We start from the raw sequence: 21,283 nt of genomic DNA, 5'->3' as shown, positions 1-21,283 counted from the left end.
GGACCCATGTCTAGCCACGAAGACAAAATCCTGCTCGGTAAGGAACGCATCCTCGTCATCTAGGAGCACAAGGATGGCCGCTGCTGGTGCGGCCAGGTCTGGCATTGAGCGGCACCGGACTAAGAACTTCGCCGCGTTCATTCGTGTTGGTGCCGCGTGGGGCTGGGGTCGCGAGCCCCTCTCCCCCGGGCTACTCGATCAATATGAAACAGCAAGCGCCCCGCCAGGCCGAAGCCTGACGGGGCGCATGTGCGAGACTCTAGTGTGACCGCCGATGGCAGCGAGTCAGCGACCAGATCCTCTGGGGTCCGAGCCGATCAGCTCAGGAACCGCTAATTTGCCGAAGCACGTACTGCAGGATGCCGCCGTTGCGGTAGTAGTCGGCTTCGCCCGGCGTGTCGATGCGAAGTACGGCATCGAACGACTTGGCGGTGCCGTCTTCGGCGGTTGCGGTGACCTTGAGGGTCTTGGGCGTGGTGCCTTCGTTCAGGGCGGTGACGCCCTCAACAGCAAAGGTCTCCGTCCCTGTCAGTCCGAGCGTGGCAGCGGACTCGCCGGCCGGGAACTGCAGCGGAAGGACACCCATGCCGATGAGGTTGGAGCGGTGGATGCGCTCGTAGCTCTCTGCGATGACGGCCTTGACGCCCAGGAGCGCGGTGCCCTTGGCAGCCCAGTCACGGGATGAGCCGGAGCCGTACTCCTTGCCGGCCAGGACCACGAGCGGGGTGCCGGCAGCCTGGTAGTTCTGAGCGGCGTCGTAGACGAAGGCCTGCGGGCCATCAGCCTGGGTGAAGTCGCGGGTGAAGCCGCCCTCCACGCCGTCCAGCAGCTGGTTCTTGATGCGGATGTTGGCGAAGGTACCGCGGATCATGACCTCGTGGTTACCACGGCGCGAGCCGTAGGAGTTGAAGTCCTTGCGCTCCACACCGTTGGCCAGCAGGTACTGGCCCGCCGGGGTGTCCGACTTGAAGGAGCCGGCCGGGGAGATGTGGTCGGTGGTGACCGAATCGCCCAGCTTGAGCAGCACACGGGCTCCGGTGATGTCCTTGACCGGCTCCGGCTGTGCCTTCATGCCCTCGAAGTACGGGGGCTTCCGGACATACGTCGAGTTCGGATCCCAGGCGAAGGTGTCACCTGCGGGCGTGTCAAGGGCCTTCCAGCGGTCGTCGCCGTCGAAGACACCCTCGTAGCCGCGCGCGAACATTTCCTTGTCGATCGAGGAATCGATGACCTGCTGGACCTCGACCGGGTTCGGCCAGATGTCCTTCAGGAAGACGTCGTTGCCGGCCTCATCCTGGCCGAGGGCATCGGTGTCGAAGTCGAAGTCCATGGAACCGGCGAGGGCGTAGGCGATGACCAGCGGCGGGGAGGCCAGGTAGTTCATCTTCACGTCCGGGTTGATCCGGCCTTCGAAGTTGCGGTTACCCGACAGGACAGCGGTTACGGAAAGGTCGTTGGCCTGGATGGCCTCGGAGATTTCAGCGTCCAGCGGTCCGGAGTTGCCGATGCAGGTGGCGCAGCCGTAACCCACGATGTAGAAGCCGAGCTTCTCCAGGTAGGGGGTCAGGCCCGACTTCTCGTAGTAGTCGGTGACAACCTTGGAGCCCGGGGCGACGGAGGTCTTGACCCACGGCTTGGCGGCAAGGCCCTTGTTGACGGCGTTGCGGGCCAGCAGCGCGGCCGCCAGCATCACCGAGGGGTTGGACGTGTTGGTGCAGGACGTGATCGAAGCGATCGACACTGCGCCGTGGTCCAGCTCGAACTCCCGGCCGTCTTCCATCGCGATGTGGACGGGGCTGGACGGGCGGCCCTCGGAACCGTTGGCAGCGGAAACAACGCGTGCCGACTCAGTCGGGTGGGAGTCGGCGTGGGTGAACGACGGCGCGTCCGACGCGGGGAAGGACTCGTCCAGGGACTCGTCCACGCTGCCGTCTTCGAGCGTGACGTAGTTGTGGATGTCCTTGCGGAACTGCTCCTTGGCGTCCGTAAGCTCGATGCGGTCCTGGGGACGCTTCGGGCCGGAGATGGACGGAACGACGGTGGACAGGTCAAGCTCGAGGTACTCCGAGAACTTAATCTCCTTGGAGGGATCGTGCCAGAGGCCCTGCTCCTTGGCGTACGCCTCAACCAGGGCCACGTTCTCGTCCGAGCGGCCGGTGAGGCGCAGGTACTCGAGTGTGACGTCGTCGATCGGGAACATTGCGGCCGTGGAGCCGAACTCCGGGCTCATGTTGCCGATGGTGGCGCGGTTGGCCAGCGGAACTTCGGCCACACCCTCGCCATAGAATTCAACGAACTTGCCCACAACGCCGTGCTTGCGCAGCTGTTCGGTGATGGTCAGGACCACGTCCGTGGCGGTGGCACCAGCGGGGATGGATCCGGTCAGCTTGAAGCCGACAACGCGCGGGATAAGCATGGATACCGGCTGGCCCAGCATGGCCGCTTCGGCTTCGATGCCGCCAACGCCCCAGCCAAGCACGCCCAGGCCGTTGACCATGGTGGTGTGCGAGTCGGTGCCGACGCAGGTGTCCGGGTAGGCGCGCAGCGCTCCGTCGACTTCACGGGTCATTACCGTGCGGGCGAGGTATTCGATGTTGACCTGGTGCACGATGCCGGTTCCCGGCGGGACGACCTTGAAGTCATCGAAGGCAGTCTGTCCCCAGCGCAGGAACTGGTAGCGCTCACCATTGCGCTGGTATTCAATCTCCATGTTGCGCTCCAGCGCGCCGGAGTTTCCGAAAGCATCGATCTGCACGGAGTGGTCAATGACCATCTCCGCGGGTGCCAGCGGGTTCACCCTCTTCGGATCGCCGCCAAGCTCCTTCACGGCCTCGCGCATGGTGGCAAGGTCCACCACGCAGGGAACGCCGGTGAAATCCTGCATGATCACGCGTGCGGGCGTGAACTGGATTTCGGTGTCGGGCTGGGCGTTAGGATCCCAGCCTGCCAGGGCGCGAACGTGATCGGCAGTGATGTTCGCGCCGTCCTCGGTCCTCAACAGGTTTTCAAGCAATACCTTGAGGCTGAACGGAAGGTTTTCTGACCCTTCAACGGAGTTCAACCGGAAAATTTCGTATTCGGTTCCGGCTACATTAAGTTTGCCTTTTGAACCGAAGCTGTCCACAGTGCTCATCGCAGGACTCCTCTCGCAACAGTTTCATCTTTGTCGCGCGGTAGACCGCTTACTAGTTAGGCCTGCCTAACTAGTCCAGGACTGTACAAATTGCAGTCTGTACAAATTGCATGGGGTCCGCGGTGAATACGATGCGCGACGTGAGACTACCAGCCCATCCTAGTGGCATCAATCACGGGGAGTCAGCAGGGCCACCGTCTCCAGGTGGTGTGTGTGCGGGTACAGATCGAACGCCCTGAGCTTCGCCAGTTGCCAGCCGCCCTGCTGGAAGTATCCGACATCCCGGGCAAATGACGCCGGATCGCAGGAAACGTAGGCGATGGCGCGTGGGTTGGCGGTCATGAGCTGGTCGACGACGGCCTTGCCGGCGCCGGCGCGGGGCGGGTCCAGCAGCACTGCATCAAAGTTCCGCGGCCGCTGGCGCAGCACCCGCTCCACCCGGCCCTGGACGATCTCCACCTGTGGTGCGCCATGGAGGTTTTTCCGCGCGTCCCTGCTTGTCCCCGGCGCGCCTTCCACCGAAAGCACCGAACCGGTCTCGCCGACAGCGTCGGCAAGCGGTGCGGTAAACAGCCCGGCACCGGCATAGAGATCGGCCACCGCCGCGCCCTGTGCCAGGAACCCGCCGTCGTGCAGGAAGCCGGCGACGGCGCCCACCAAAGTTTCCGGGGCATCGCGGTGGATCTGCCAGAATCCGGCGCCGGTGACCCGGTAGTCGTGGCCGGCAGCCGATTCCTGCACCCAAGTGCGGCCCCGCAACTGCAGTGTTTCGTCTTTCAGGGGATCGTAGCTTGCCACGGATACGTCCGCGGGAAGCTGGGCCAGGATGGCGCTGAGCCGTTTGGCCTTGGTTCCCGGCGTTGGCACCAGGAGCACGAGAGGCCGCGAACCGTTGGCCGGTGCCGCCACTTCCACCCGGTCAATGCCCTGCAGGTCGATGTCCCACAGGCGCAGATCATTGATTGCCGCGACTGCCAGCGGCATTTCCCGGACCGGAATGACCTGGTCCGAACGGTGGGCGTGCATGCCCAGCTTGCCGCCGGTGGTGACCGCAAATCCGGCCCGCGTCCGCCACGCGAGACCCGCGCCGCCGTCGTTCGTTTCCGCGCTGGCCGCGACGGCGCCCACCGGTTCCACGTCCGGTGAGAGTTCGACGCCGGCGAGCCGCTTAAGCTGTTCGGCCAGCACCTCGGACTTGAGGCTCCGTTGGCGGGACAGGGCGATGTGCCCCAGTTCTGCGCCTCCGACCGGCGGGCGTCCGTGCTCCCATGAAGCGAGTGAATCAGCCACCTGCCAGAAGTGCGAGACACGGTCGGGCGACGGTTCCAGGACCTCGACGACATCGCCGCGCCAGAATTTGGCCGACTCCCCCGCGTCCGTCAGGCGCACCCTGGCCTTTTCACCGGGGATGCCGTGGCGGACGAAAACAACTCGGCCCTCATGCCGGGCGACGCAGTGGCCGCCGTGGGCGACGGGGCCGATGTCCACCACGAGTTCAACTCCGGTTGAGGTGGCCTGGGTGTCGGGTTTCATTGGATGTCCTGCAGTTTCTTTGCTTCTTCGGAGGATTTGAGCTGCCAGGGAACGCTGGCCACCATGACGCCGGGTTCAAAGTGGAGCCTGGTCTTGATCCGCAACGCCGTCTGGTTGTGGACCAGCTGCTCCCACCATTTGCCCACGACATATTCCGGTATGTAGACCACGATCAGGTCGCGGGGAGAATCGCGGCGCATGTTCTTGATGTACTCCATGATGGGCGTGACGGTCTCGCGGTATGGGCTGGCGAGCACGGTCAGCGGCACCGGGATATCCAGTTTTTCCCAGTCGGCGAGCGTGTGTGCGGTTTCCTCCTCGTTGATGTCCACGGTGATCGCGTCCAACCGGGATGGCCGTGAGGCACGCGCATATGCCAGGGCACGGAGGACGGGCTTGCGGACGTGCGAGACGAGCAGCACGGCGTGGACCCTGGTGGGCAGCGCCCGCGGCGAGGAGTCCTCGTCCACGGCGAGTTCCTTGGCCACGGTGTCGTAGTGCGCCCGGATGCTCCACATGATCAGGTACAGGACGAACATTGCCAGGAGCGCGATCCACGCGCCCTGTTCGAACTTCGTGATGAGCACGATCGCCAGGACCAGCGCTGTCATGCCGAAGCCGATCATGTTGATGGTGCGGGATTTGATCATCCGGAGGCGCACGGCCTTGTTCCTGGCCAGTTTGAGCTCCCGGCCCCAGTGCCGCACCATTCCCAGCTGGCTGGCGGTGAAGGAGATGAAGACGCCAACAATGTAGAGCTGGATGAGCTTGGTGACGTCGGCATTGAAGGCAATGATGAGCACGAGTGCGCCGGCGGCCAGCGCCAGCACGCCGTTGCTGAACGCGAGCCGGTCACCGCGGGTACGCAGCTGGCGGGGCAGGTAGCCGTCCTGGGCAAGGATGGAGCCGAGAACCGGGAAGCCGTTGAAAGCGGTGTTGGAGGCGAAGACCAGGATCACTCCAGTGGCGGCGACTACCAGATAAAACGGGATGGACCCGGGCCCGAAGATCGTCTGTGCAATCTGGCTGATGGCCGGGCTCTGGATGTAGCCCTCCGGGAGGGGCTGGCCATTCACGAGGAACTCCCGGGCGGGATCCAGCACGATGTGCACTTTTGTCGCATTGGCAAGGTAGATGATGCCGGCCAGCATGGCCGAGGCAATGACTCCGAGCAGCAGCAGCGTGGTGGCTGCGTTCTTGCTCTTGGGCTTTTGGAAGTTGGGCACTCCGTTGCTGATGGCTTCCACGCCGGTCAGCGCCGCAGCTCCCGAGGAGAAGGCGCGCAGGAGCAGGAATGCACCGGCCAGGCCCACCAGGCCTTCATCGAAGCCCGGCGCCGGAACAATCGTGAAGGCGGCTGACGGCGCCTCGCCGAGCTGGCCCGTTGCGGCCTGGAAGATCCCGACGGCGGTCATGCCCAGAATCGACGCCATGAAGATGTAGGTGGGAACGGCAAAGGCTGTTCCGGCTTCCTTGATGCCGCGAAGGTTCACCAGGGCCAGCCCCGCGACGCCCACGCTGGCCCACATGGCCTGCTGCCCGTGGAGCGACGGAATCGCGGCGGTCAGGTAGGTGGCCGCGGATGACATGGAAACGGCCACCGTGAGGACGTAGTCCACGAGCAGGGCTGACGCCACGGTCAGTCCGGCATGCTTCCCGAGGTTGACGTTGGCGATTTCGTAGTCCCCGCCGCCCGAAGGATAGGCATGGACGTTCTGACGGTAGGAGGCGACAACCGTCAGCAGTACCACCATGACCGCCAGACCCACCAGCGGAGAGAAGGCCACGGCACTGACACCGGCCAATGCGAGCGTCAGCAGGATCTCGTCCGGCGCATACGCGACGGACGACAACGCATCCGAGGCAAAGACCGGCAGCGCAATCCGCTTCGGCAGGAGCGTGTGGGGCAGCCGGTCGTTCCGGAAGGGCCTCCCCACCAGCACCCGCTTCACCGCATTCAGAATTGTCAGCACCACACAAAGTTAGTCTGATTCCCGCGCGATGTCATGGCGGGTAACCGGCGGTAGAGTCTTACGGAGCAGCAGGCGATAACTGGAGGAGACACGGGTGGCGCACTTCGTGATCATGGGTTGTGGACGCGTCGGGGCTACCCTCGCTCATACGCTCGAGGATGCAGGCCATTCGGTGGCCATCATCGACCAGGACGACCGGGCCTTCCGCCGGCTCCGCTCCGGCTTCACGGGCCGTAAGGTCACCGGCGTCGGTTTCGACCGGGACACCCTGATGCAGGCTGGCGTCGCCGAGGCCTACGCCTTCGCCGCAGTCTCCAGCGGCGACAACTCGAACATCCTTGCCACCCGCGTCGCACGGGAGACCTTCCACGTTCCCCACGTCGTGGCCCGCATCTACGATCCAGGCCGCGCCGAGATCTACCAGCGCCTGGGCATCCCCACCGTGGCGGCGGTGCGTTGGAGCGCCGACCAGGTGCTGCGCCGCATCCTCCCCGAACAGCACCTCGCGGGAGATTTCCGTGAACCCTCCGGCCGGCTCGTCCTCGCCGAACTCGACCTCGATCCAGGCTGGATTGGTCACTCGGTGTCCTCGATCGAAAAGGCCGCCGACGTACGCATCGCGTACCTCACACGGTTCGGCGAAGGAATGCTTCCGGCGCCGGGCACCTCTTACCAGGACGGCGACACGGTCCACGCCATGATGCATCTGGACCGCAGCGCCGAAGTAGCCCACCTTCTCGCCAAAGCACCTGCCAAGGAGTCCTAAGTGAAAGTCGTCATCGTCGGAGCCGGAAGCGTCGGTTCCTCGATCGCCCGTGAACTGCTGGCACACAAGCACGAGATCCTGCTCATCGATCTCAAGCCGGAGGTCATCGGCCGCAGCGGTCTGCGGGGGGCGCACTGGCTGGTCGGCGACGCGTGTGAACTGAGCACGCTGCAGGACGCGAAGCTCGAAGACGCAGATGTGGTGGTCTCGGCCACCGGCGATGACAAAGTCAACCTCGTCGTTTCGCTGCTGGCCAAGACCGAATTTGGCGTCGGGCGCACGGTGGGCCGGGTCAACAACCCGAAGAATGACTGGATGTTCAATGACTCCTGGGGCGTCGACGTCGCGGTCAACACGCCGCAGCTCATGACGGCACTGGTCGAGGAAGCCGTGGAGATTGGCGACCTCGTCCGCCTGCTCACGCTTCAGACCGGGGTGTCATCCCTCGTCGAGTTCACGGTGCCGCACGACTCGCATGCCATCGGGCTGACCGTGGGAGGGATCGACTGGCCGGAGGACTCAACGCTGGTGGCTATCCTTCGCGACCAGGCGCCGATCACCCCCAGCAGGGACGACGTCATCGACGGCGGCGACGAGCTGTTCTTCGTCACCACCATTGCCGCTGAAGACCAGTTGCGGGAGCTGCTGTCCCCCGGATCGGCACAGGAATCAGACCAGGGCGAGGGGGAGGCAGAGCTTGCCCCTCAGCAGACGAGGCTGGATCAGTCCCCCGAGGACGACGGCTTCGAAGGCTGAGCCAGGGGCACGGTTGCCGGCCGGGTGACGAGCCAGGCAAGCCACACGCCCAGGATGTACAGCGGCGCGCCCATGACGAGCCTGGTGGTGGCCAGCGCGGCGAGGCCGTCGGGGCCCATAAGGTACAGCGGCACCTGCACGACAAGGCGAAGGCACAGGACGCCGACGATGATCCACGTGCCCAGCTGATACGCGCGCACCCGTGCCGGGCTTTGCCGCCACTCCAGGCCTTCGTTGCGGATGAATCCGAAAAGCAGCCCTGCGATGGGCCACTTGGTGGCAATCGAGATGACCATCGCGATGATGTAGGCCGCGTTGGTCAGGAAGCCGGGAAGGTAGAAGTCCTCCGCCTTGCCCGTGCTGTTGGCGAGCCAGGCGGAAATGCCGACGCCCACAACGCCAGCCAGCGCCTGCGTCAGGGGCCGGCGCTGGACAAGCCGCACCACGGTAAATACGGCGGCTGTGGCCAGCGCTGCGATGAGCGACGGGGTCAAAGCCGCCGTGATGGTGAAGGAAACGAGGAAGACGAGGCCGGGCAGGATGCTCTCGGCGATCCCCTGGTAGCCGCCGGCGCTCTTGAGGACGTCAATACGCCCGTCGTCCGTGCGGTGCAGCCCCGCCTTGGAGGCATAGCCCTCCGCGAGTCCCGCAAAATCCGGAGCATCCGGGGCGGACTTGGGTTCCGGCTTTTCCCTTCCCGGTTCGGGGTTTTCAGGCAATGTCATAGATGCTCCTGACGGGACAGTATTTCGTAGCGGGGATTGAACATCGTGGGCACACCGTCCCGCACCGTCAGCATGCCTTCCAGACGGACTTCGGTTCCCGGGTCAATGCCGGGAACTCGGCGGCGGCCCAGCCAGATAACGCGCAGCCGCTCGCTGACTGACGCCTCCCGCGCCGGGCGGTCGTGCCCCACCACCATGGCGGTGAAGGCCGCCACCTGGTTCGCGGGAACGTAAGTCACTGATTCGATGAAGCCCTGGCATAGAACTCGCCCCCGCTCCGGCAGCCCGCTGATGGGTACCGGCGCGTTGTTCGGGTGACTGCCGGCACTAACCAATCTGCGTAATCTCCGGGCCGCGCTCAGGCTGCTGGAACTCCGGGTTCCCCTGCGGTGCAGGTCCTGCTGCATCCTTGGGTAGGCGCAGCTGCAGGAGATCCCTTGGCGGCATGGGGTTGTCACCGCGGATCACCACGATCCGGCGGAAAAGCTCCTCAAGACCGGCAGCGGCGTCGCGGTTCAGCGCCGCCTCCCCGCCGAACACGCCACGGAGGAACCAGCGCGGACCGTCGACACCGATGAAGCGGGCGACACGGTATCCCTGGCTGCCGTCGCTGGCTCCCGAGGGCAGTTTGGCCACGAGCTCTGTGCCGAAGCCGCCTTGGATCTCTTCCACCTGACCGCCCTGGCTGCCCACTGACTGGCCGATCTGCTCGCGGATTTCGTCCCACAGACCTTCCGAACGCGGCGCGGCGAAAGCCTGCAGTTGCAGGCTGGACCCGTCCAGGTCCATGGTCACTGCCACCACCCGCTGTGTTGCCTCCTCGACCTCAAGCCGAAGCTGAAGACCGTCGCGGGGCGCAATGAGCAGGGCGCCGAGGTCCACGTAGCCGTCCCTGCTGCTGATCTCGGAGACGTCGAAGGGGCCGGTGACGCTCCGGCCCGATGCTTCCGTGGCGCCATCAGCTGAATCGGCCGCGATGCCCTCCCGGATTTCCTCCGGCTCTGCGGCCTCTTGCTTCTTGGCTTTCCTGCCACGCCCAAAAACCATGGGGTTTGTCTCCTTAGTTGTGATCTTGTCGCGTCGGCCCGGCGGGCGCGTAACTACCTAAGCTCCGGAACGGCAAAGCCGCCGGTTGAGCCGAAGCCGCCGGCGCCGCGGACGGAGTCGCTCAGCTCCCCCACCGCTACGAACTGCGCGTACTCCACGCGCTGGATGACCATTTGTGCAATTCTATCGCCGCGGCGGAGCTCGATGGCCTTGTCCCTGTCCGTATTCAGCAGCGTCACGGCGATTTCGCCGCGGTACCCCGCGTCGACTGTTCCCGGGGCGTTGACCACGGTCAGGCCGTGTTTCGTTGCAAGGCCTGAACGCGGGTGGATCAGCGCCACGAACCCGTCCGGAAGGGCGATCGAGACGCCCGTGGGAACGAGCCGCCGCTCGCCCGGTTCGAGGACTACGTCCTCGCGGGCGCGCAGATCGGCGCCCGCGTCACCGGGGTGGGCGTACGACGGCGCTTCCAGGCCGTCGTCGAGCATCTTCAGTTGCACCTGCACAGTTGGCGCTCCATACTCTGCCGCGGGCGGCGCGGCTCCAGCGGCCGCAGGCTGCAGCGTTGGCTTAAGGGCTGTTTTTTCCTCAGTCACAGTTCCTCACTCTATCGCCCGGCAGCGGTGCAAACCTATTGCCCAGTCCTGCTTGCAGGAGGCCTGCAGGGCCTGAACCAACCGGGATGAAATGCCACGGCAAAGATGGAAAGCTGGGTGCATGCCCGAATCAAGCGCAGCCATGCCTGCCCACCATCAGCCGTCACAGGATGACACCGTACTATTCACCGAAAAACTGTGGCCGGGATTCTGGATCTGGCTGGTAGCCGCGGGCCTGGCGGGAGCCGGCATCCTGGTGTTCGCCCCCATCAGTACGGCGGCCGGCTTCACGGCCGCGGCCGTCCTCTTCGCCGTTGAGGCTGCCCTGCTGATCCTGTCCACGCCGGCCGTGACCGTCACCACCCGGACACTCCAGGTGGGCCGGGCAAGCATTGAACGCGGGCTCATCGGCAAGGTGGAGGCCTTCCGCGACAAGGAAGCAACGGCCGAACGCGGCACACGCCTCAACGGGCTTGCCTACCTCTGCATCCGCGGCTGGATCGATCCGGTGGTCCGCATCGAGCTCAAAGACCCGTCGGATCCCACACCGTACTGGCTGACGTCGAGCCGCCGTCCGGATGAGCTGGTCGCCGTGCTCACCACGGAGTAGTCAGCGGATAAGCCTTAGCCTTCGCAGTCCCGGCAGTAGAGTCGGCCGTCCTTTTCGCGGGCGATCTGGGAACGGTGCCGGACCAGGAAGCAGGAGGAACACGTGAATTCGTCGGCCTGGGCAGGCAGAACGCGGACCAGCAGTTCCTCACCCGACAGGTCTGCACCGGGCAGCTCGTATCCCTCGGCGAGGTCGGTTTCGTCCTCCTCAATCACCGCCGTCGGTTTTTCGGCGCGGCGGGTCTTGAGTTCCTCGATCGAATCCTCGCTGAGGTCCTCTTCCGACTTCCTCGGGGCGTCATAGTCTGTCGCCATGGTCTGCTGCTCTCACTCCATCGACTCGCGTGGATAATCCAACGTGCACAACGCCGAACCCGGTCAGTTAGTGCCCGATTAGGGGCACATTTTGCCCTAAGACGCAAGGAAAAGCCATAGCCCCGGCTCAAGCGGGAAGGAACGCCTTGACCTTCACGGGCACGTCCCGCCCCAGCCGGTGGGCATCATGTCCAGACGCCCGAAAGTCCCGGAATTTCGCGGCGCGCCCTTCGTCCTAACCCGAAAAGTCGGGCTTCGGTGGCAGAGTTTCGATTGATAGTAATGCCAGGGTGGAGGATTGTATGCAGGATCTACGGCTTGTAGGCGTCCACGACGACGGGGAGCATCTCCTGTTGAGCGGCACCGGCGGCGAGATGTTCCAGCTGCCGATCAACGAGGCTTTACGGCTGGCGGCAAGCCGGCCTGCTGTGCGGGCTTCGGCCGCGCCGGTAGTCGCCATGTCGCCGCGCGATATTCAGGCAAGGATCCGCAGCGGCTCGACGGCCGCCGAGGTCGCCGCCGCGTCCGGCATGCCGCTGGAAAAGGTGGAACGGTATGAGGGCCCGGTCCTGGCCGAACGCGAGTACGTGGCCCAGCAGGCTCGAAAAGTGGAAGTCGCATCTCCTGCCCCCGGCCATGACATCTACCGGTCCGCTTTCGGCGACAATCCTGCCACGCTAGGCGACATGGTGGCCCACCGCCTGACCGCCCACGGCATCGCATCCTCCACGCTTGAATGGGATTCCTGGCGGCGCCCGGATGGGACCTGGACGGTTGTGGCCAGGTTCGAAATCCAGCCCGGCGGCCACGCCAGCATCGGCGAAGAGCCTCCGGCCATGTGGACGTTCAATCCGTCGCGTAAGTCTCTGCAGAATGCCAACCGTTGGGCCCAGCAGCTCAGCGAGCTGGAACCTTTGGACGGGCCCGTGCCCGCGCGCCGGCTGTCGGCCGTTTCGGACCGCCCCTTCGACTTTGAAACCGACGCCGAGGCCAAGGCCCGGAAGGGCGCCGACCAGCACGGTGCCGAACAGCAGAAGGAAGCGGACGGCCTGCTCGATATGTTGCGCTCCCGGCGGGGCCAGCGGCTGGGCCTGGACGAGGACAGCGACGAGGCTCTGGCGCTCCTGCTGACCAACGGTGTCCCGGCGGCGCACCCCCGGCCTGCGGAAGTTCCCGCCGCTTCCGAAGCGGAGACGGAAGAGCCGGAAGACGAAGCGACCGAAACGGAGGCGCCAGATTCCCCTGCTGCCGAGTTCGGCCCGCTGATGCGCCGGCGCGAGGGCCGGCCTGCGATGCTGTCCCGCCTCAGCCTCGCGCCCCAGCACCAGGAGCCGGCCGACGATTCGCTCAAGCTCCACGACGGCGTCAGCACAGACACGCGGGAAATCACCATTGTCCCGTCCCCGCTGCGCCCGGTTGGGAATGCGGGCAGGGAGGGTACCGCCGGCCCGGCCGCCGGCGACAAGCCTGTCAACCGCCCGGCAGAGGGTTCCGACCGTCCTGCCGCCGGCAATGCAGGGCTGGACGAACTGCTCGGACGGGGAACTACCCGCCGGCGCCCGGACACCGGAAGGGCCATAACGGACCCGGGAGCACCCCTGCGCCAGGACCAGTCACGCCAAGACCAGGCGCGCCAGGACCCAGACCGGGACGAACCTGAGCGCCAGCCATCCAGGCCCAAACGGTCCAGCGTCCCGAGCTGGGACGAAATCGTCTTCGGCACCAGGGGCGATTAGCCCTCGGTGTCAACCGTGTCTGCCGCGTCACCGGTGCGGCTGCCGGCTCCTTGCCACAGGCAGGCGTCAACCTCGAACGGAAGCAACTGATCCTGCTGGGCCATGATGTTTGCGCCGTGGGCCGTCACGCGGCGCATGAAGTGCCGACGGCACAGCGTTTCATAGCCCACAGCGGGCACATGTCCGGCTGAATCGGCGCCGCCTGGAGCCGCATCCCCGGCCATCTCGACGTCCCCCACCACAACTTGGGCGCCCTCCGTCACCATGACGCCGTCCACAGTCCTGGCGTTATGCGTGGCACGCCGGCCGCACCAGCACAGCGCCTCCACCTGGAGCACCTGCACGCGGTCCGCCAACTCAATGAGCCGCTGCGAACCGGGAAACAGGCGTGTCCGGAAGTCCGCCGTGATGCCAAACGCGAAGACGTCAACATCGATTTCGTCCACGACCCGTGCCAGTTGCTCCACCTGGGCCGGCGAATAGAACTGGGCTTCGTCGCAGATGAGGTAGTCGACGCGAATGCCTTGCGTGCGCCGGTGCACCACTTCGTCCCAGAAATCAGTGGTGTCCAGGACCTCTACGGCGTCTGTCTCGAGCCCGAGGCGGCTTGAGATCCGGTAGCCGCCGGCACGGTCATTGCAGCTGAAGCGGACTCCGCCGCGCCCGCGGGCACGGTGGTTGTAGTCCATCTGAAGCGCAAGCGTCGACTTCCCGCAATCCATGGTGCCCGAGAAAAAGACGAGCTCAGCCACGGGCTCCCCTGCGTCGTGCGGGTTTGCCCGCAGCCTGGAAGCAGAGCAGCGGAACTTCCCGCTCCGCCTTGGTGAGGGAGCCGTGCTGCCCCACCACCTCCATGGCGGTGGTCCGCTGGCGGCGCGTGTCGTAGAACGCCAGCGCATCGCGGGCTGCGATCATGACGTCGCCTGCCCGCCGCTCCACGCCGGGTCGAACCGGCCCGAAGAGGCCGGCATCAATGGCTTGTTCCCGGGTAAAAGCCCAGATCCGGTCACCGAACCGGCCCCGCCAGGCGTCGAGCAGGCGCTGCCGGGCCGCGGCGCCATCCGCGCCCCGGGGGTCCTCCTCAAGGTACAGGTGCAGCATCCTGGGCTCACCGGCGGTGTGCCGGACACCTGCGACGAGCGCCGGATCGGCGGAGTAGTCGATCCGCTGCGGCTCGGGCACATCGAGCATGCCGTGATCGGCGGTGACAAGCACGGTGGTTCCCGCCGGAAGTGATGAGTCCAGGCGTTTGACTGTGGCGTCCAGCTCTTCGAGCTGGTGTTCCCACTGCGGCGACTGGGATCCGTAGCGGTGACCGGCCTTGTCGAGGTCGTTCACGTAAAAGTACATCAGGGCCGCGTCGGAACCCGCCATCGCTTCAGCAGCAGCAGCGGTCCGGGCGTGCGAGGTGATCGCGGACACGAAGTTTCCGCCGCGCAGGGCAGCGCGCGTCATGGGCGAATCAGTGAATTGGGGAAGGCTGACGGTTGTGACGTCAACGTGCTCTGCGGCGCGTTCAAAAACCGTCGGGAAAGGCTGCCAGTCGTACGGGTCAACGCCGGTATCCCAGTTACCCAGCATGTTGACCACTTTGTCCTGGGACGGATCGAGGACGTCGTAGCCCACGAGTCCGTGCTGGCCTGGTGCGAGGCCTGTGCCAAGGCTGGCAAGGGAGGCGGCAGTCGTGGAGGGGAATGCCGAATCGAGCCACACAGGCACGCCGCCCTGCCCCTGCTGCATGACGCCGCGAAGGAAGGGCGTGTGCGCGGACTTCTGCTTCAGCAGGCTGCGTCCCAGGCCGTCAGCCAGGACAACACAGATCCGTTTGGCCTGCGGCAAACCGAGCCTGTTGTCGAAGCCGTCAACTCCGATGCTCGCTGCGGCACTGCTCAACACTTCGGCAATGGAACGCTGTCCATAGGCCGGTGCCGGCGGCATCACGGTTGCCGTGAAGTGGTTGGACTGGGTAGAAGGGGTAGAAGGAGCTGACGGCGTGGCAGGCGCTGACGGGGCTGCGGGAAAGGAAAAGTCGTGTTCCGGACCCATCTCAGCGCTGGTGCCCGCGGCTCAGGCGGTTCGAGAAAACGCCCATGCGGGGACGCGGCTGCTGTGCCGGGGCGCCGTGTAGAACGGGAGCGGCGGAACCGGTGTTGACGGCGCGCAGTGCGCGTGCAAAGAGCTTGGCGTCCTGGACCGCCTGCAGTCCGTCGGCCTCTGCGCTGATGCGCAGGACGATGTCCTCCTGGGCGATGGTGCCACTGTAGCCGTGGTCCGCCTCGCACTGGGGGTCACCGCAGCTTGCCGGGCCCATCTCGAGCCTCTGGCCGCCGGACCAGGCGATGGATAGCGTGACCTCGCGTACAGGGTCGGACGGCTTGTAGTTCTGCGGCTGCGAATACATGTAGCTCAGGACCACGGAGCGGATCTGCGCCACGGGCACTGACTCCGTGGAAATCTGCGCCACGATCTGTTCGCCGGCCTCGTCGAGCTGCTGGTCATCCACGTGCGTGATCACCAGCATGTCTTCGGTCAGCACCAGGACGGTGATGTGGCGCCGGACTTCGGCCCGGTCAAAATGAGTTTCGAGGTGCACGAGGTGCGCCACGCAGTCCCGGCCGTCGAGTGCGTCATCCACGACGTCGGCCACGAGCCGCGGGTAGAAGGCGGCCTGCTGAAGGGCGCCGTCCAGGCTCTGGCCCTGGGCGGTGTGATTGTGTGAGCTGTGGTGAATGGAAGCGTGAGGGCTGTGGTCGGGCGCTTGAGGCTTCGAGGTGGGAGGCTGGGAGCTCATTTCCCCATTTTCACAGATCGTCTTGGCACATGCTAACCAGGCGTCAACTGCGCATGGCCCTGCGAGCGCTGTCCGTGCGCTGGGCGGCGTTGCCAATCCGGACTTCCGCAGCCAGGATGAACGCGCCCTGGGGCGTGGCCAGGACCGGGTTGAACTCCACGAGCGCGATTTCCGGATGGCTGTCCTTCAGCCGGGCCAGGCGCGCCGCCAGGTCTTCGAGCGCGGCAACGTCGACGGCGGGGAGCCCCTGGTAGCCGAACAGCTTTCGGGACGCCCGGGGGCTCCGGATGAAATCCCGGAGGTCGGCGCCGGACAGGGGCGGCACCCGGTGCGCCCAGTCATCGAGCAGGTTCACAGCGTCACCCGCCAGCCCGAACGAGACCACCGGCCCGAGCAGCGGGTCCTCAATCGCGCGGAAAGTGCATGCCTGGCCCACCGGGGCCATGGCCTGTACCTCCAGCGACGACGAACCGTAGGGCTCAAGCGCACGCCGCATCTGCAGGATGTTCAGCCGAAGGGATTCCGGATCCTGGATATCCAGCCGCACACCGCCGAGGTCGAGCCGGTGCCGCAGGGTCGGGTCCGTCGTCTTCAGGGCCACGGGCCAGCCCAGCCGGTCTGCGGCCGCCACGGCTTCATCCGCTGTCTCGAAACCGGCGGAGGGCATCACCTGGATTCCGTAGTGGCCCAGCACCCGGGAGGCGTCCGCGGGGCCGAGTTCCTTCAGCTGCTCGCCCGGGACGTCCTTGAGCAGCACCTCCAGGTCATCGGCGGCGGCATCGGCATCGCAGCCCTCCGGATCTGCGAAGAGCCCCTGGTCACGGTTCACCCACTCGGCATAACGCACCACCGCGGCGAGCGCGGCGACGGCGGCTCCCGGATTCGAGTAGCACGGGACCGGCGGTGCGGGGGCTTCCTCCCCCACCATGCCTTCCACGTAAACGGAAGGGTCCAGGATGCCGGTGAAGGCCGCGACCACGGGTTTGCCGGCTTCCGCCGAGCAGTCGGCGAGCGCAGCGGCGATGTTCTCGACTGTCAGTCCCCTGGCCGGCAGGAAAGCCACCACCCCTGCGTGAACGGTCGCCTGGGCCAGTGCCTCGCGCAGCCGGTGCTGCAGTGCAGGCAGCGCCTGCGACATGCCGGCGTCCAGGTCCAGGTCAGTCACGGTCTCCTCCACGCCCAGGCCGTGCGCCGCCGCGCTGTCCGCCACCACCTTTCCCAGCGCCCGTGAGTTGCTGAACACTGCCACCCCGGCGCCTTTGGGAAGCGGCTGGCCGGAGACGATCTGGGCGACGTCCATGAGCTGCTCAATTGTCTCCACCCGGATCACCCCGGCCTGGCGCATCATCGCGTCCAGGGCGCCGGCCGGCGCCTGGGTTGTCCGCACCGCATGACCGGGCGGCAGCTGCAAGCCCATGGAGTTGGACTTCGCCACGATGACGGGCTTACTGAGGGCGAGGCGGCGGGCGAGCCGGGAGAACTTGCGCGGATTGCCGATCGATTCCAGATAGAGACCCACGGCGGTGGTATCGGCGTCGTCCTCCCAGAACTGCATCAAGTCGTTGCCGGAAACGTCGGCGCGGTTGCCGGCCGAGAGGAATGTGGAAATGCCGATGCGCCGCCGGCTGGATGCGGCATACAGGGCTACGCCGATCGCGGCGGACTGGCTGAAGAGCCCCAGTCCCCCGCGCCGGGCCAGGCTCGGTGCCATGGAGGCGTTCAGCGACACTGCGGGATGCGTGTTCACCATGCCCAGCGATGCGGGGCCGATCACCCTCATGCCGTTGGCCCTGGCCTGGCGGACCAAAGCCCGCTGGCGCACCAGGCCGCGGTCACCGTCTTCGGCGAATCCGGCCGAAGCCACCAGGATCCCCTTGACGCCCGCCGCCGCGCACTCGTCCACCACCGTGGGGACTTCCTCGTAGGGCACTGCCACGATGGCCAGCTGCACCGGCCCGGGGACCTCAGAAAGACTGCCAAAGGACAGCATCCCGGCCAGCTCCAGCGCTTCCGGATTGATGGCATAAACCGGACCGGTGAAGCCGCCCTCGACGATGTGTTCGAGAAGCTGGTAACCCACCGTGCCCCACTTGCGGCTCGCCCCGATCACCGCAACCGACGACGGCGCCAGCAGGTCCTGCACACTCCTCGCCTCCGCGCGGTGTTCCCGGGCTTCCATCACGGCCCTCGATTTGTCGGTGGGGTCAATGTTGAACTCAAGGCTGACGACGCCGTCGTCGAAATGTCGTTTGACGTCATAGCCGGCGTCGGAAAAGACCATCAGCATTTTGCGGTTTTCCGGCAGGACCTCGGCGGTGAACCGCCGGATGCCGTTTTCGCGGGCGGCTGCAGCAAGATGCTCGAGCAGGATGGAACCGATGCCGCGGCCCTGGTGCGCATCGGCGATGTTGAAGGCCACCTCGGCTTCGGCCGGATCGTCCAGCCGGTCGTAGCGGCCGATCCCGATGATTTCACCGCCGATGGTGATCACGAAGGCGACCCGGTCGCGGTAGTCCACCTCCGTGAACCTCTTGAGCTCCTTGTTGGACAGGCGTGCCTTGAATGCGAAGAACCGCATGTAAATTGAGTTCTGCGACTGTCCGGTGTGGAAGGCCTGTACAGCGTCCGCATCGGTAGGATGAATCGGACGCAGGTGGGCCGTCCCGCCATCCCGCAGGACGACATCGGCTTCCCAATATTCCGGATAAATGCCGTCCGCGGGCTGTTCCACCATAGGCTTAGCCTAGCTAAGACTCCCGAAGTGCACCCCAAAAAGGATCCACCAGCCCCATGGCCCGCCGCCAAACTTCAGCCCCGTCAGGGGAATCCGCCCAGGACTACACCGAAAACATCGTAGATATCGACGTCACTTCCGAGATGGAAGGCTCCTTCCTGGAGTACGCCTACTCGGTCATCTACTCCCGGGCCCTGCCCGATGCCCGCGACGGCCTCAAACCGGTGCAACGGCGCATTCTGTACATGATGAGCGAGATGGGCCTGCGCCCGGACCGGGGCCATGTCAAGAGCGCCCGTGTGGTGGGCGAGGTCATGGGTAAGCTCCACCCGCACGGCGACACCGCCATCTACGATGCGATGGTCCGCATGGCCCAGGATTTCTCCCTGCGGCTACCGCTGATTGACGGGCACGGCAACTTCGGATCGCTCGACGACGGTCCCGCGGCGCCGCGGTATACGGAGGCCCGGCTCGCAGCGGCTGCCCTCACGCTGACCGACCACCTCGATGAAGACGTGGTCGACTTTGTCCCGAACTACGACAACCAGCTCACGCAGCCGGATGTCCTGCCGGCCGCGTTCCCCAACCTGCTGGTCAACGGCGCCACCGGCATTGCGGTGGGCATGGCCACCAACATGGCCCCGCACAACCTGGTGGAGGTCATCTCGGCAGCCCGGCATCTGATCGCCAACCCGGACGCCACGCTGGATGACATCATGCAGTTCATCCCGGGCCCGGACCTTCCCACCGGCGGGCGGATCGTCGGCCTGGACGGCATCCGCGACGCCTACGCCATCGGCCGGGGATCATTCAAGACCCGCGCCAAGGTGGAGGTGGAACAGCTCTCTGCCCGGCGGACCGGTCTTGTAATCACCGAACTCCCCTACATGGTGGGGCCGGAGAAGGTGATCGAGAAGATCAAGGACGCCGTCAACGGCAAGAAGCTCACGGGAATCAGCGACATCGTTGACCTCACCGACCGCAAGCACGGCCTGCGCCTGGTGATCGAACTGAAGAACGGGTTCAATCCGAACGCCGTGCTCCAGCAGCTCTACCGCTACTCGCCCATGGAAGATTCCTTCGGCATCAACAACGTCACGCTCGTGGACGGGCAGCCGCAGACCCTGGGCCTGCTGAAACTGCTGACGGTCTACGTGGATCACCGCCTCAACGTGGTGCGCCGCCGGACGGCCTTCCGGCTCGGCAAGAAGAAGGACCGCCTGCACCTGGTGGAGGGCCTCCTGATTGCCATCGTCAACATCGATGAGGTCATCCAGATCATCCGGTCCTCGGACGAAGCGTCGGCCGCCCGCGAACGCCTGATGTCCATCTACGATCTCTCCGAGATCCAGGCCAACTACATCCTGGAACTCCGGCTCCGCCAGCTGACCAAGTACTCAAGGATCGAACTGGAGAAGGAGCAGGACCAGCTCCGTCGCGAGATCGAAGAGCTCGAGGCCATTCTCGGTTCCGACGAGCTCCTGCGCGAGCTGGTCTCGGGCGAACTGGAGGAAATCGCGGACAAGTACGGCACTCCCCGGCGCACTGTGCTCCTGGAATCCGAGGCTGTCTCCCCCACGGTTGCAGCGACGGCCGCCGGCGTCCAGGGCAAGGCGGGTGTCAAGGGCAAGGCCGCACCGCTGGCCCTGGAGATCGCCGACGATCCCTGCTGGGCCATCCTCACGGCCTCGGGGCAGATTGCCAGGACCTCCAACCAGGACAGCCTCGCGGAATCCGGGCCGCGCTCCAAGCACGACGTGTTCCGCTCTGTGGTCAAGACCTCGGCCCGGGGCGAGATCGCCGCCGTCACGTCGCAGGGACGCATGATCCGCATTCAGGTCATGGACATGCCCGTCCTGCCGCCGATGGCCGGACTGCCAAACCTCTCCGGCGGCGTTGCGGCCAAGGACTTCATCACCTTACTCAAAGGCGAAACCCTCGTCGCCTTCGCGCCGCTGGACCAGGTGCTGGCGATCGGAACCGCGCAGGGCGTCATCAAGCGGGTGCAGCCCGACTACCCGCTGAACCGGGAAGACTTTGAGATCATCGCGCTCAAGGATAACGACACGGTGGTGGGCGTGGCGCCCGCTGGGGCCGACGACGCCGACCTCGTGTTCCTGACCCGCCAGGCACAGCTCCTCCGGTTCCCGGCGGGGACCGTCCGCCCGCAGGGACGGACCGCCGGCGGCATGGCGGGCATCAAACTCGCCTCCGACGACGCGGTGATCTTCTTCGGTGCCGTCGCCCCCGGCGATGAGTCCGCCGTCGTCGTCACCATCTCCGGGACCGACGGCGCGCTGCCGGGCACTGCGCCGGGAGCCGCGAAGGTCACGGCCTTTTCCGAATACCCGGCCAAGGGCAGGGCGACCGGCGGGGTCCGGGCGCACCGGTTCCTCAAGGGCGAAGACACCCTGCTGCAGGCCTGGGCGGGCCACGGGCCGGCAAAAGCCTCGTCCCTGGCCGGCGTGGCCCGTTCCCTGCCGCAGGAGCACGGACGCCGGGACGGATCCGGCATCCCGCTGTCCCAGGCCGTGGAGGCGATCGGTCCCAGCATGACCTGGGCCTAGAC

Annotated in this window: 17 protein-coding genes; 5 read left to right on the top strand and 12 right to left on the bottom strand. The window is 65.8% G+C overall.

Annotated elements, in window-relative coordinates; translation table 11 throughout:
* Positions 1 to 322 precede the first annotated feature (322 nt).
* The 3 genes from acnA to J7E80_RS12165 form a co-directional block, all read right to left on the bottom strand.
* Positions 323 to 3,133 (bottom strand): aconitate hydratase AcnA, encoded by a 2,811-nt coding sequence (gene acnA / locus J7E80_RS12175; protein ID WP_215051872.1) that lies wholly within the window; start codon positions 3,131 to 3,133, stop codon positions 323 to 325.
* Positions 3,134 to 3,301: 168 nt separating this feature from the next.
* Complete coding sequence (locus J7E80_RS12170) at positions 3,302 to 4,666, bottom strand: class I SAM-dependent RNA methyltransferase (protein ID WP_215051871.1); 1,365 nt, start codon at positions 4,664 to 4,666, stop codon at positions 3,302 to 3,304.
* The gene (locus J7E80_RS12165; RefSeq protein WP_215051864.1) at positions 4,663 to 6,639 is read right to left on the bottom strand and encodes an APC family permease; all 1,977 of its coding nucleotides are present in this window, start codon (positions 6,637 to 6,639) and stop codon (positions 4,663 to 4,665) included. Before J7E80_RS12165 ends, J7E80_RS12170 begins: the two co-directional genes overlap by 4 nt.
* Positions 6,640 to 6,733: 94 nt before the next feature.
* Between J7E80_RS12165 and J7E80_RS12160 the strand changes: the two genes are divergently transcribed.
* Both J7E80_RS12160 and J7E80_RS12155 read left to right on the top strand, forming a co-directional pair.
* The gene (locus J7E80_RS12160) at positions 6,734 to 7,405 is read left to right on the top strand and encodes a TrkA family potassium uptake protein (protein WP_215051862.1); all 672 of its coding nucleotides are present in this window, start codon (positions 6,734 to 6,736) and stop codon (positions 7,403 to 7,405) included.
* Entirely contained in the window at positions 7,406 to 8,161 is a 756-nt protein-coding gene (locus J7E80_RS12155) for a TrkA family potassium uptake protein (RefSeq protein ID WP_215051860.1), read from the top strand.
* Here J7E80_RS12155 and J7E80_RS12150 read toward each other — a convergent pair.
* From J7E80_RS12150 to dut, 4 genes are all read right to left on the bottom strand, one after another.
* Positions 8,128 to 8,886 (bottom strand): DUF3159 domain-containing protein, encoded by a 759-nt coding sequence (locus J7E80_RS12150; protein ID WP_215051859.1) that lies wholly within the window; start codon positions 8,884 to 8,886, stop codon positions 8,128 to 8,130. The two genes, J7E80_RS12155 and J7E80_RS12150, sit on opposite strands and share 34 nt — an antisense overlap.
* On the bottom strand, positions 8,883 to 9,125 hold the full coding sequence (locus J7E80_RS12145; RefSeq protein ID WP_311380814.1) for a hypothetical protein: 243 nt from the start codon (positions 9,123 to 9,125) through the stop codon (positions 8,883 to 8,885). The genes J7E80_RS12150 and J7E80_RS12145 overlap by 4 nt, the downstream gene beginning before the upstream one ends.
* Positions 9,126 to 9,213: 88 nt before the next feature.
* A complete protein-coding gene (locus J7E80_RS12140; protein WP_215051855.1) occupies positions 9,214 to 9,933 on the bottom strand; it encodes a DUF3710 domain-containing protein in 720 nt (239 codons plus the stop codon).
* Positions 9,934 to 9,986: 53 nt separating this feature from the next.
* The gene (gene dut / locus J7E80_RS12135; RefSeq protein WP_396020765.1) at positions 9,987 to 10,529 is read right to left on the bottom strand and encodes a dUTP diphosphatase; all 543 of its coding nucleotides are present in this window, start codon (positions 10,527 to 10,529) and stop codon (positions 9,987 to 9,989) included.
* Positions 10,530 to 10,650: 121 nt separating this feature from the next.
* Here dut and J7E80_RS12130 point away from each other — a divergent pair, with 121 nt between their 5' ends.
* Entirely contained in the window at positions 10,651 to 11,139 is a 489-nt protein-coding gene (locus J7E80_RS12130; RefSeq protein WP_215051853.1) for a DUF3093 domain-containing protein, read from the top strand.
* Positions 11,140 to 11,153: 14 nt separating this feature from the next.
* On the opposite strand, the gene J7E80_RS12125 is transcribed toward J7E80_RS12130, so the two are convergent.
* Positions 11,154 to 11,453, bottom strand: coding sequence for a DUF4193 domain-containing protein (locus tag J7E80_RS12125; protein ID WP_215051851.1), 300 nt, complete (start codon positions 11,451 to 11,453; stop codon positions 11,154 to 11,156).
* A 302-nt stretch (positions 11,454 to 11,755) separates the two neighbouring features.
* Here J7E80_RS12125 and sepH point away from each other — a divergent pair, with 302 nt between their 5' ends.
* Positions 11,756 to 13,189 (top strand): septation protein SepH, encoded by a 1,434-nt coding sequence (sepH, locus tag J7E80_RS12120; protein ID WP_215051849.1) that lies wholly within the window; start codon positions 11,756 to 11,758, stop codon positions 13,187 to 13,189.
* Here sepH and J7E80_RS12115 read toward each other — a convergent pair.
* The 4 genes from J7E80_RS12115 to J7E80_RS12100 form a co-directional block, all read right to left on the bottom strand.
* The gene (locus tag J7E80_RS12115; protein ID WP_215051847.1) at positions 13,186 to 13,941 is read right to left on the bottom strand and encodes a thymidine kinase; all 756 of its coding nucleotides are present in this window, start codon (positions 13,939 to 13,941) and stop codon (positions 13,186 to 13,188) included. The genes sepH and J7E80_RS12115 overlap by 4 nt on opposite strands.
* Entirely contained in the window at positions 13,934 to 15,127 is a 1,194-nt protein-coding gene (locus J7E80_RS12110; RefSeq protein ID WP_215051845.1) for an alkaline phosphatase family protein, read from the bottom strand. The genes J7E80_RS12115 and J7E80_RS12110 overlap by 8 nt, the downstream gene beginning before the upstream one ends.
* A gap of 109 nt (positions 15,128 to 15,236) precedes the next feature.
* Positions 15,237 to 15,980 (bottom strand): DUF5998 family protein, encoded by a 744-nt coding sequence (locus J7E80_RS12105; RefSeq protein ID WP_215051843.1) that lies wholly within the window; start codon positions 15,978 to 15,980, stop codon positions 15,237 to 15,239.
* A 43-nt stretch (positions 15,981 to 16,023) separates the two neighbouring features.
* On the bottom strand, positions 16,024 to 18,714 hold the full coding sequence (locus J7E80_RS12100; RefSeq protein ID WP_215051841.1) for a GNAT family N-acetyltransferase: 2,691 nt from the start codon (positions 18,712 to 18,714) through the stop codon (positions 16,024 to 16,026).
* Positions 18,715 to 18,770: 56 nt separating this feature from the next.
* Here J7E80_RS12100 and J7E80_RS12095 point away from each other — a divergent pair, with 56 nt between their 5' ends.
* Positions 18,771 to 21,281: a DNA topoisomerase (ATP-hydrolyzing) subunit A gene (locus tag J7E80_RS12095; protein WP_215051840.1), complete on the top strand. Its 2,511-nt coding sequence runs from the start codon at positions 18,771 to 18,773 to the stop codon at positions 21,279 to 21,281.
* The last annotated feature ends 2 nt before the right edge of the window (positions 21,282 to 21,283 follow it).

Source organism: Arthrobacter sp. ISL-28, from assembly GCF_018613875.1.
In the GTDB taxonomy this organism is placed as follows: domain Bacteria; phylum Actinomycetota; class Actinomycetes; order Actinomycetales; family Micrococcaceae; genus Arthrobacter.
Note: the sequence above shows the minus strand (reverse complement) of the source record. Positions and strands in the feature narration are given on the sequence as shown.

Excerpts from the sequence above, each read along its gene's own strand:
- J7E80_RS12110 (WP_215051845.1), bottom strand. The coding sequence starts at position 15,127 with ATGCCGCCGGCACCGGCCTATGGACAGCGTTCCATTGCCGAAGTGTTG.
- J7E80_RS12150 (WP_215051859.1), bottom strand. The coding sequence starts at position 8,886 with ATGACATTGCCTGAAAACCCCGAACCGGGAAGGGAAAAGCCGGAACCC.
- J7E80_RS12100 (WP_215051841.1), bottom strand. The coding sequence starts at position 18,714 with ATGGTGGAACAGCCCGCGGACGGCATTTATCCGGAATATTGGGAAGCC.
- sepH (WP_215051849.1), top strand. The coding sequence starts at position 11,756 with ATGCAGGATCTACGGCTTGTAGGCGTCCACGACGACGGGGAGCATCTC.
- J7E80_RS12130 (WP_215051853.1), top strand. The coding sequence starts at position 10,651 with ATGCCCGAATCAAGCGCAGCCATGCCTGCCCACCATCAGCCGTCACAG.
- J7E80_RS12095 (WP_215051840.1), top strand. The coding sequence starts at position 18,771 with ATGGCCCGCCGCCAAACTTCAGCCCCGTCAGGGGAATCCGCCCAGGAC.
- J7E80_RS12105 (WP_215051843.1), bottom strand. The coding sequence starts at position 15,980 with ATGAGCTCCCAGCCTCCCACCTCGAAGCCTCAAGCGCCCGACCACAGC.
- J7E80_RS12140 (WP_215051855.1), bottom strand. The coding sequence starts at position 9,933 with ATGGTTTTTGGGCGTGGCAGGAAAGCCAAGAAGCAAGAGGCCGCAGAG.
- acnA (WP_215051872.1), bottom strand. The coding sequence starts at position 3,133 with ATGAGCACTGTGGACAGCTTCGGTTCAAAAGGCAAACTTAATGTAGCC.
- J7E80_RS12125 (WP_215051851.1), bottom strand. The coding sequence starts at position 11,453 with ATGGCGACAGACTATGACGCCCCGAGGAAGTCGGAAGAGGACCTCAGC.
- J7E80_RS12170 (WP_215051871.1), bottom strand. The coding sequence starts at position 4,666 with ATGAAACCCGACACCCAGGCCACCTCAACCGGAGTTGAACTCGTGGTG.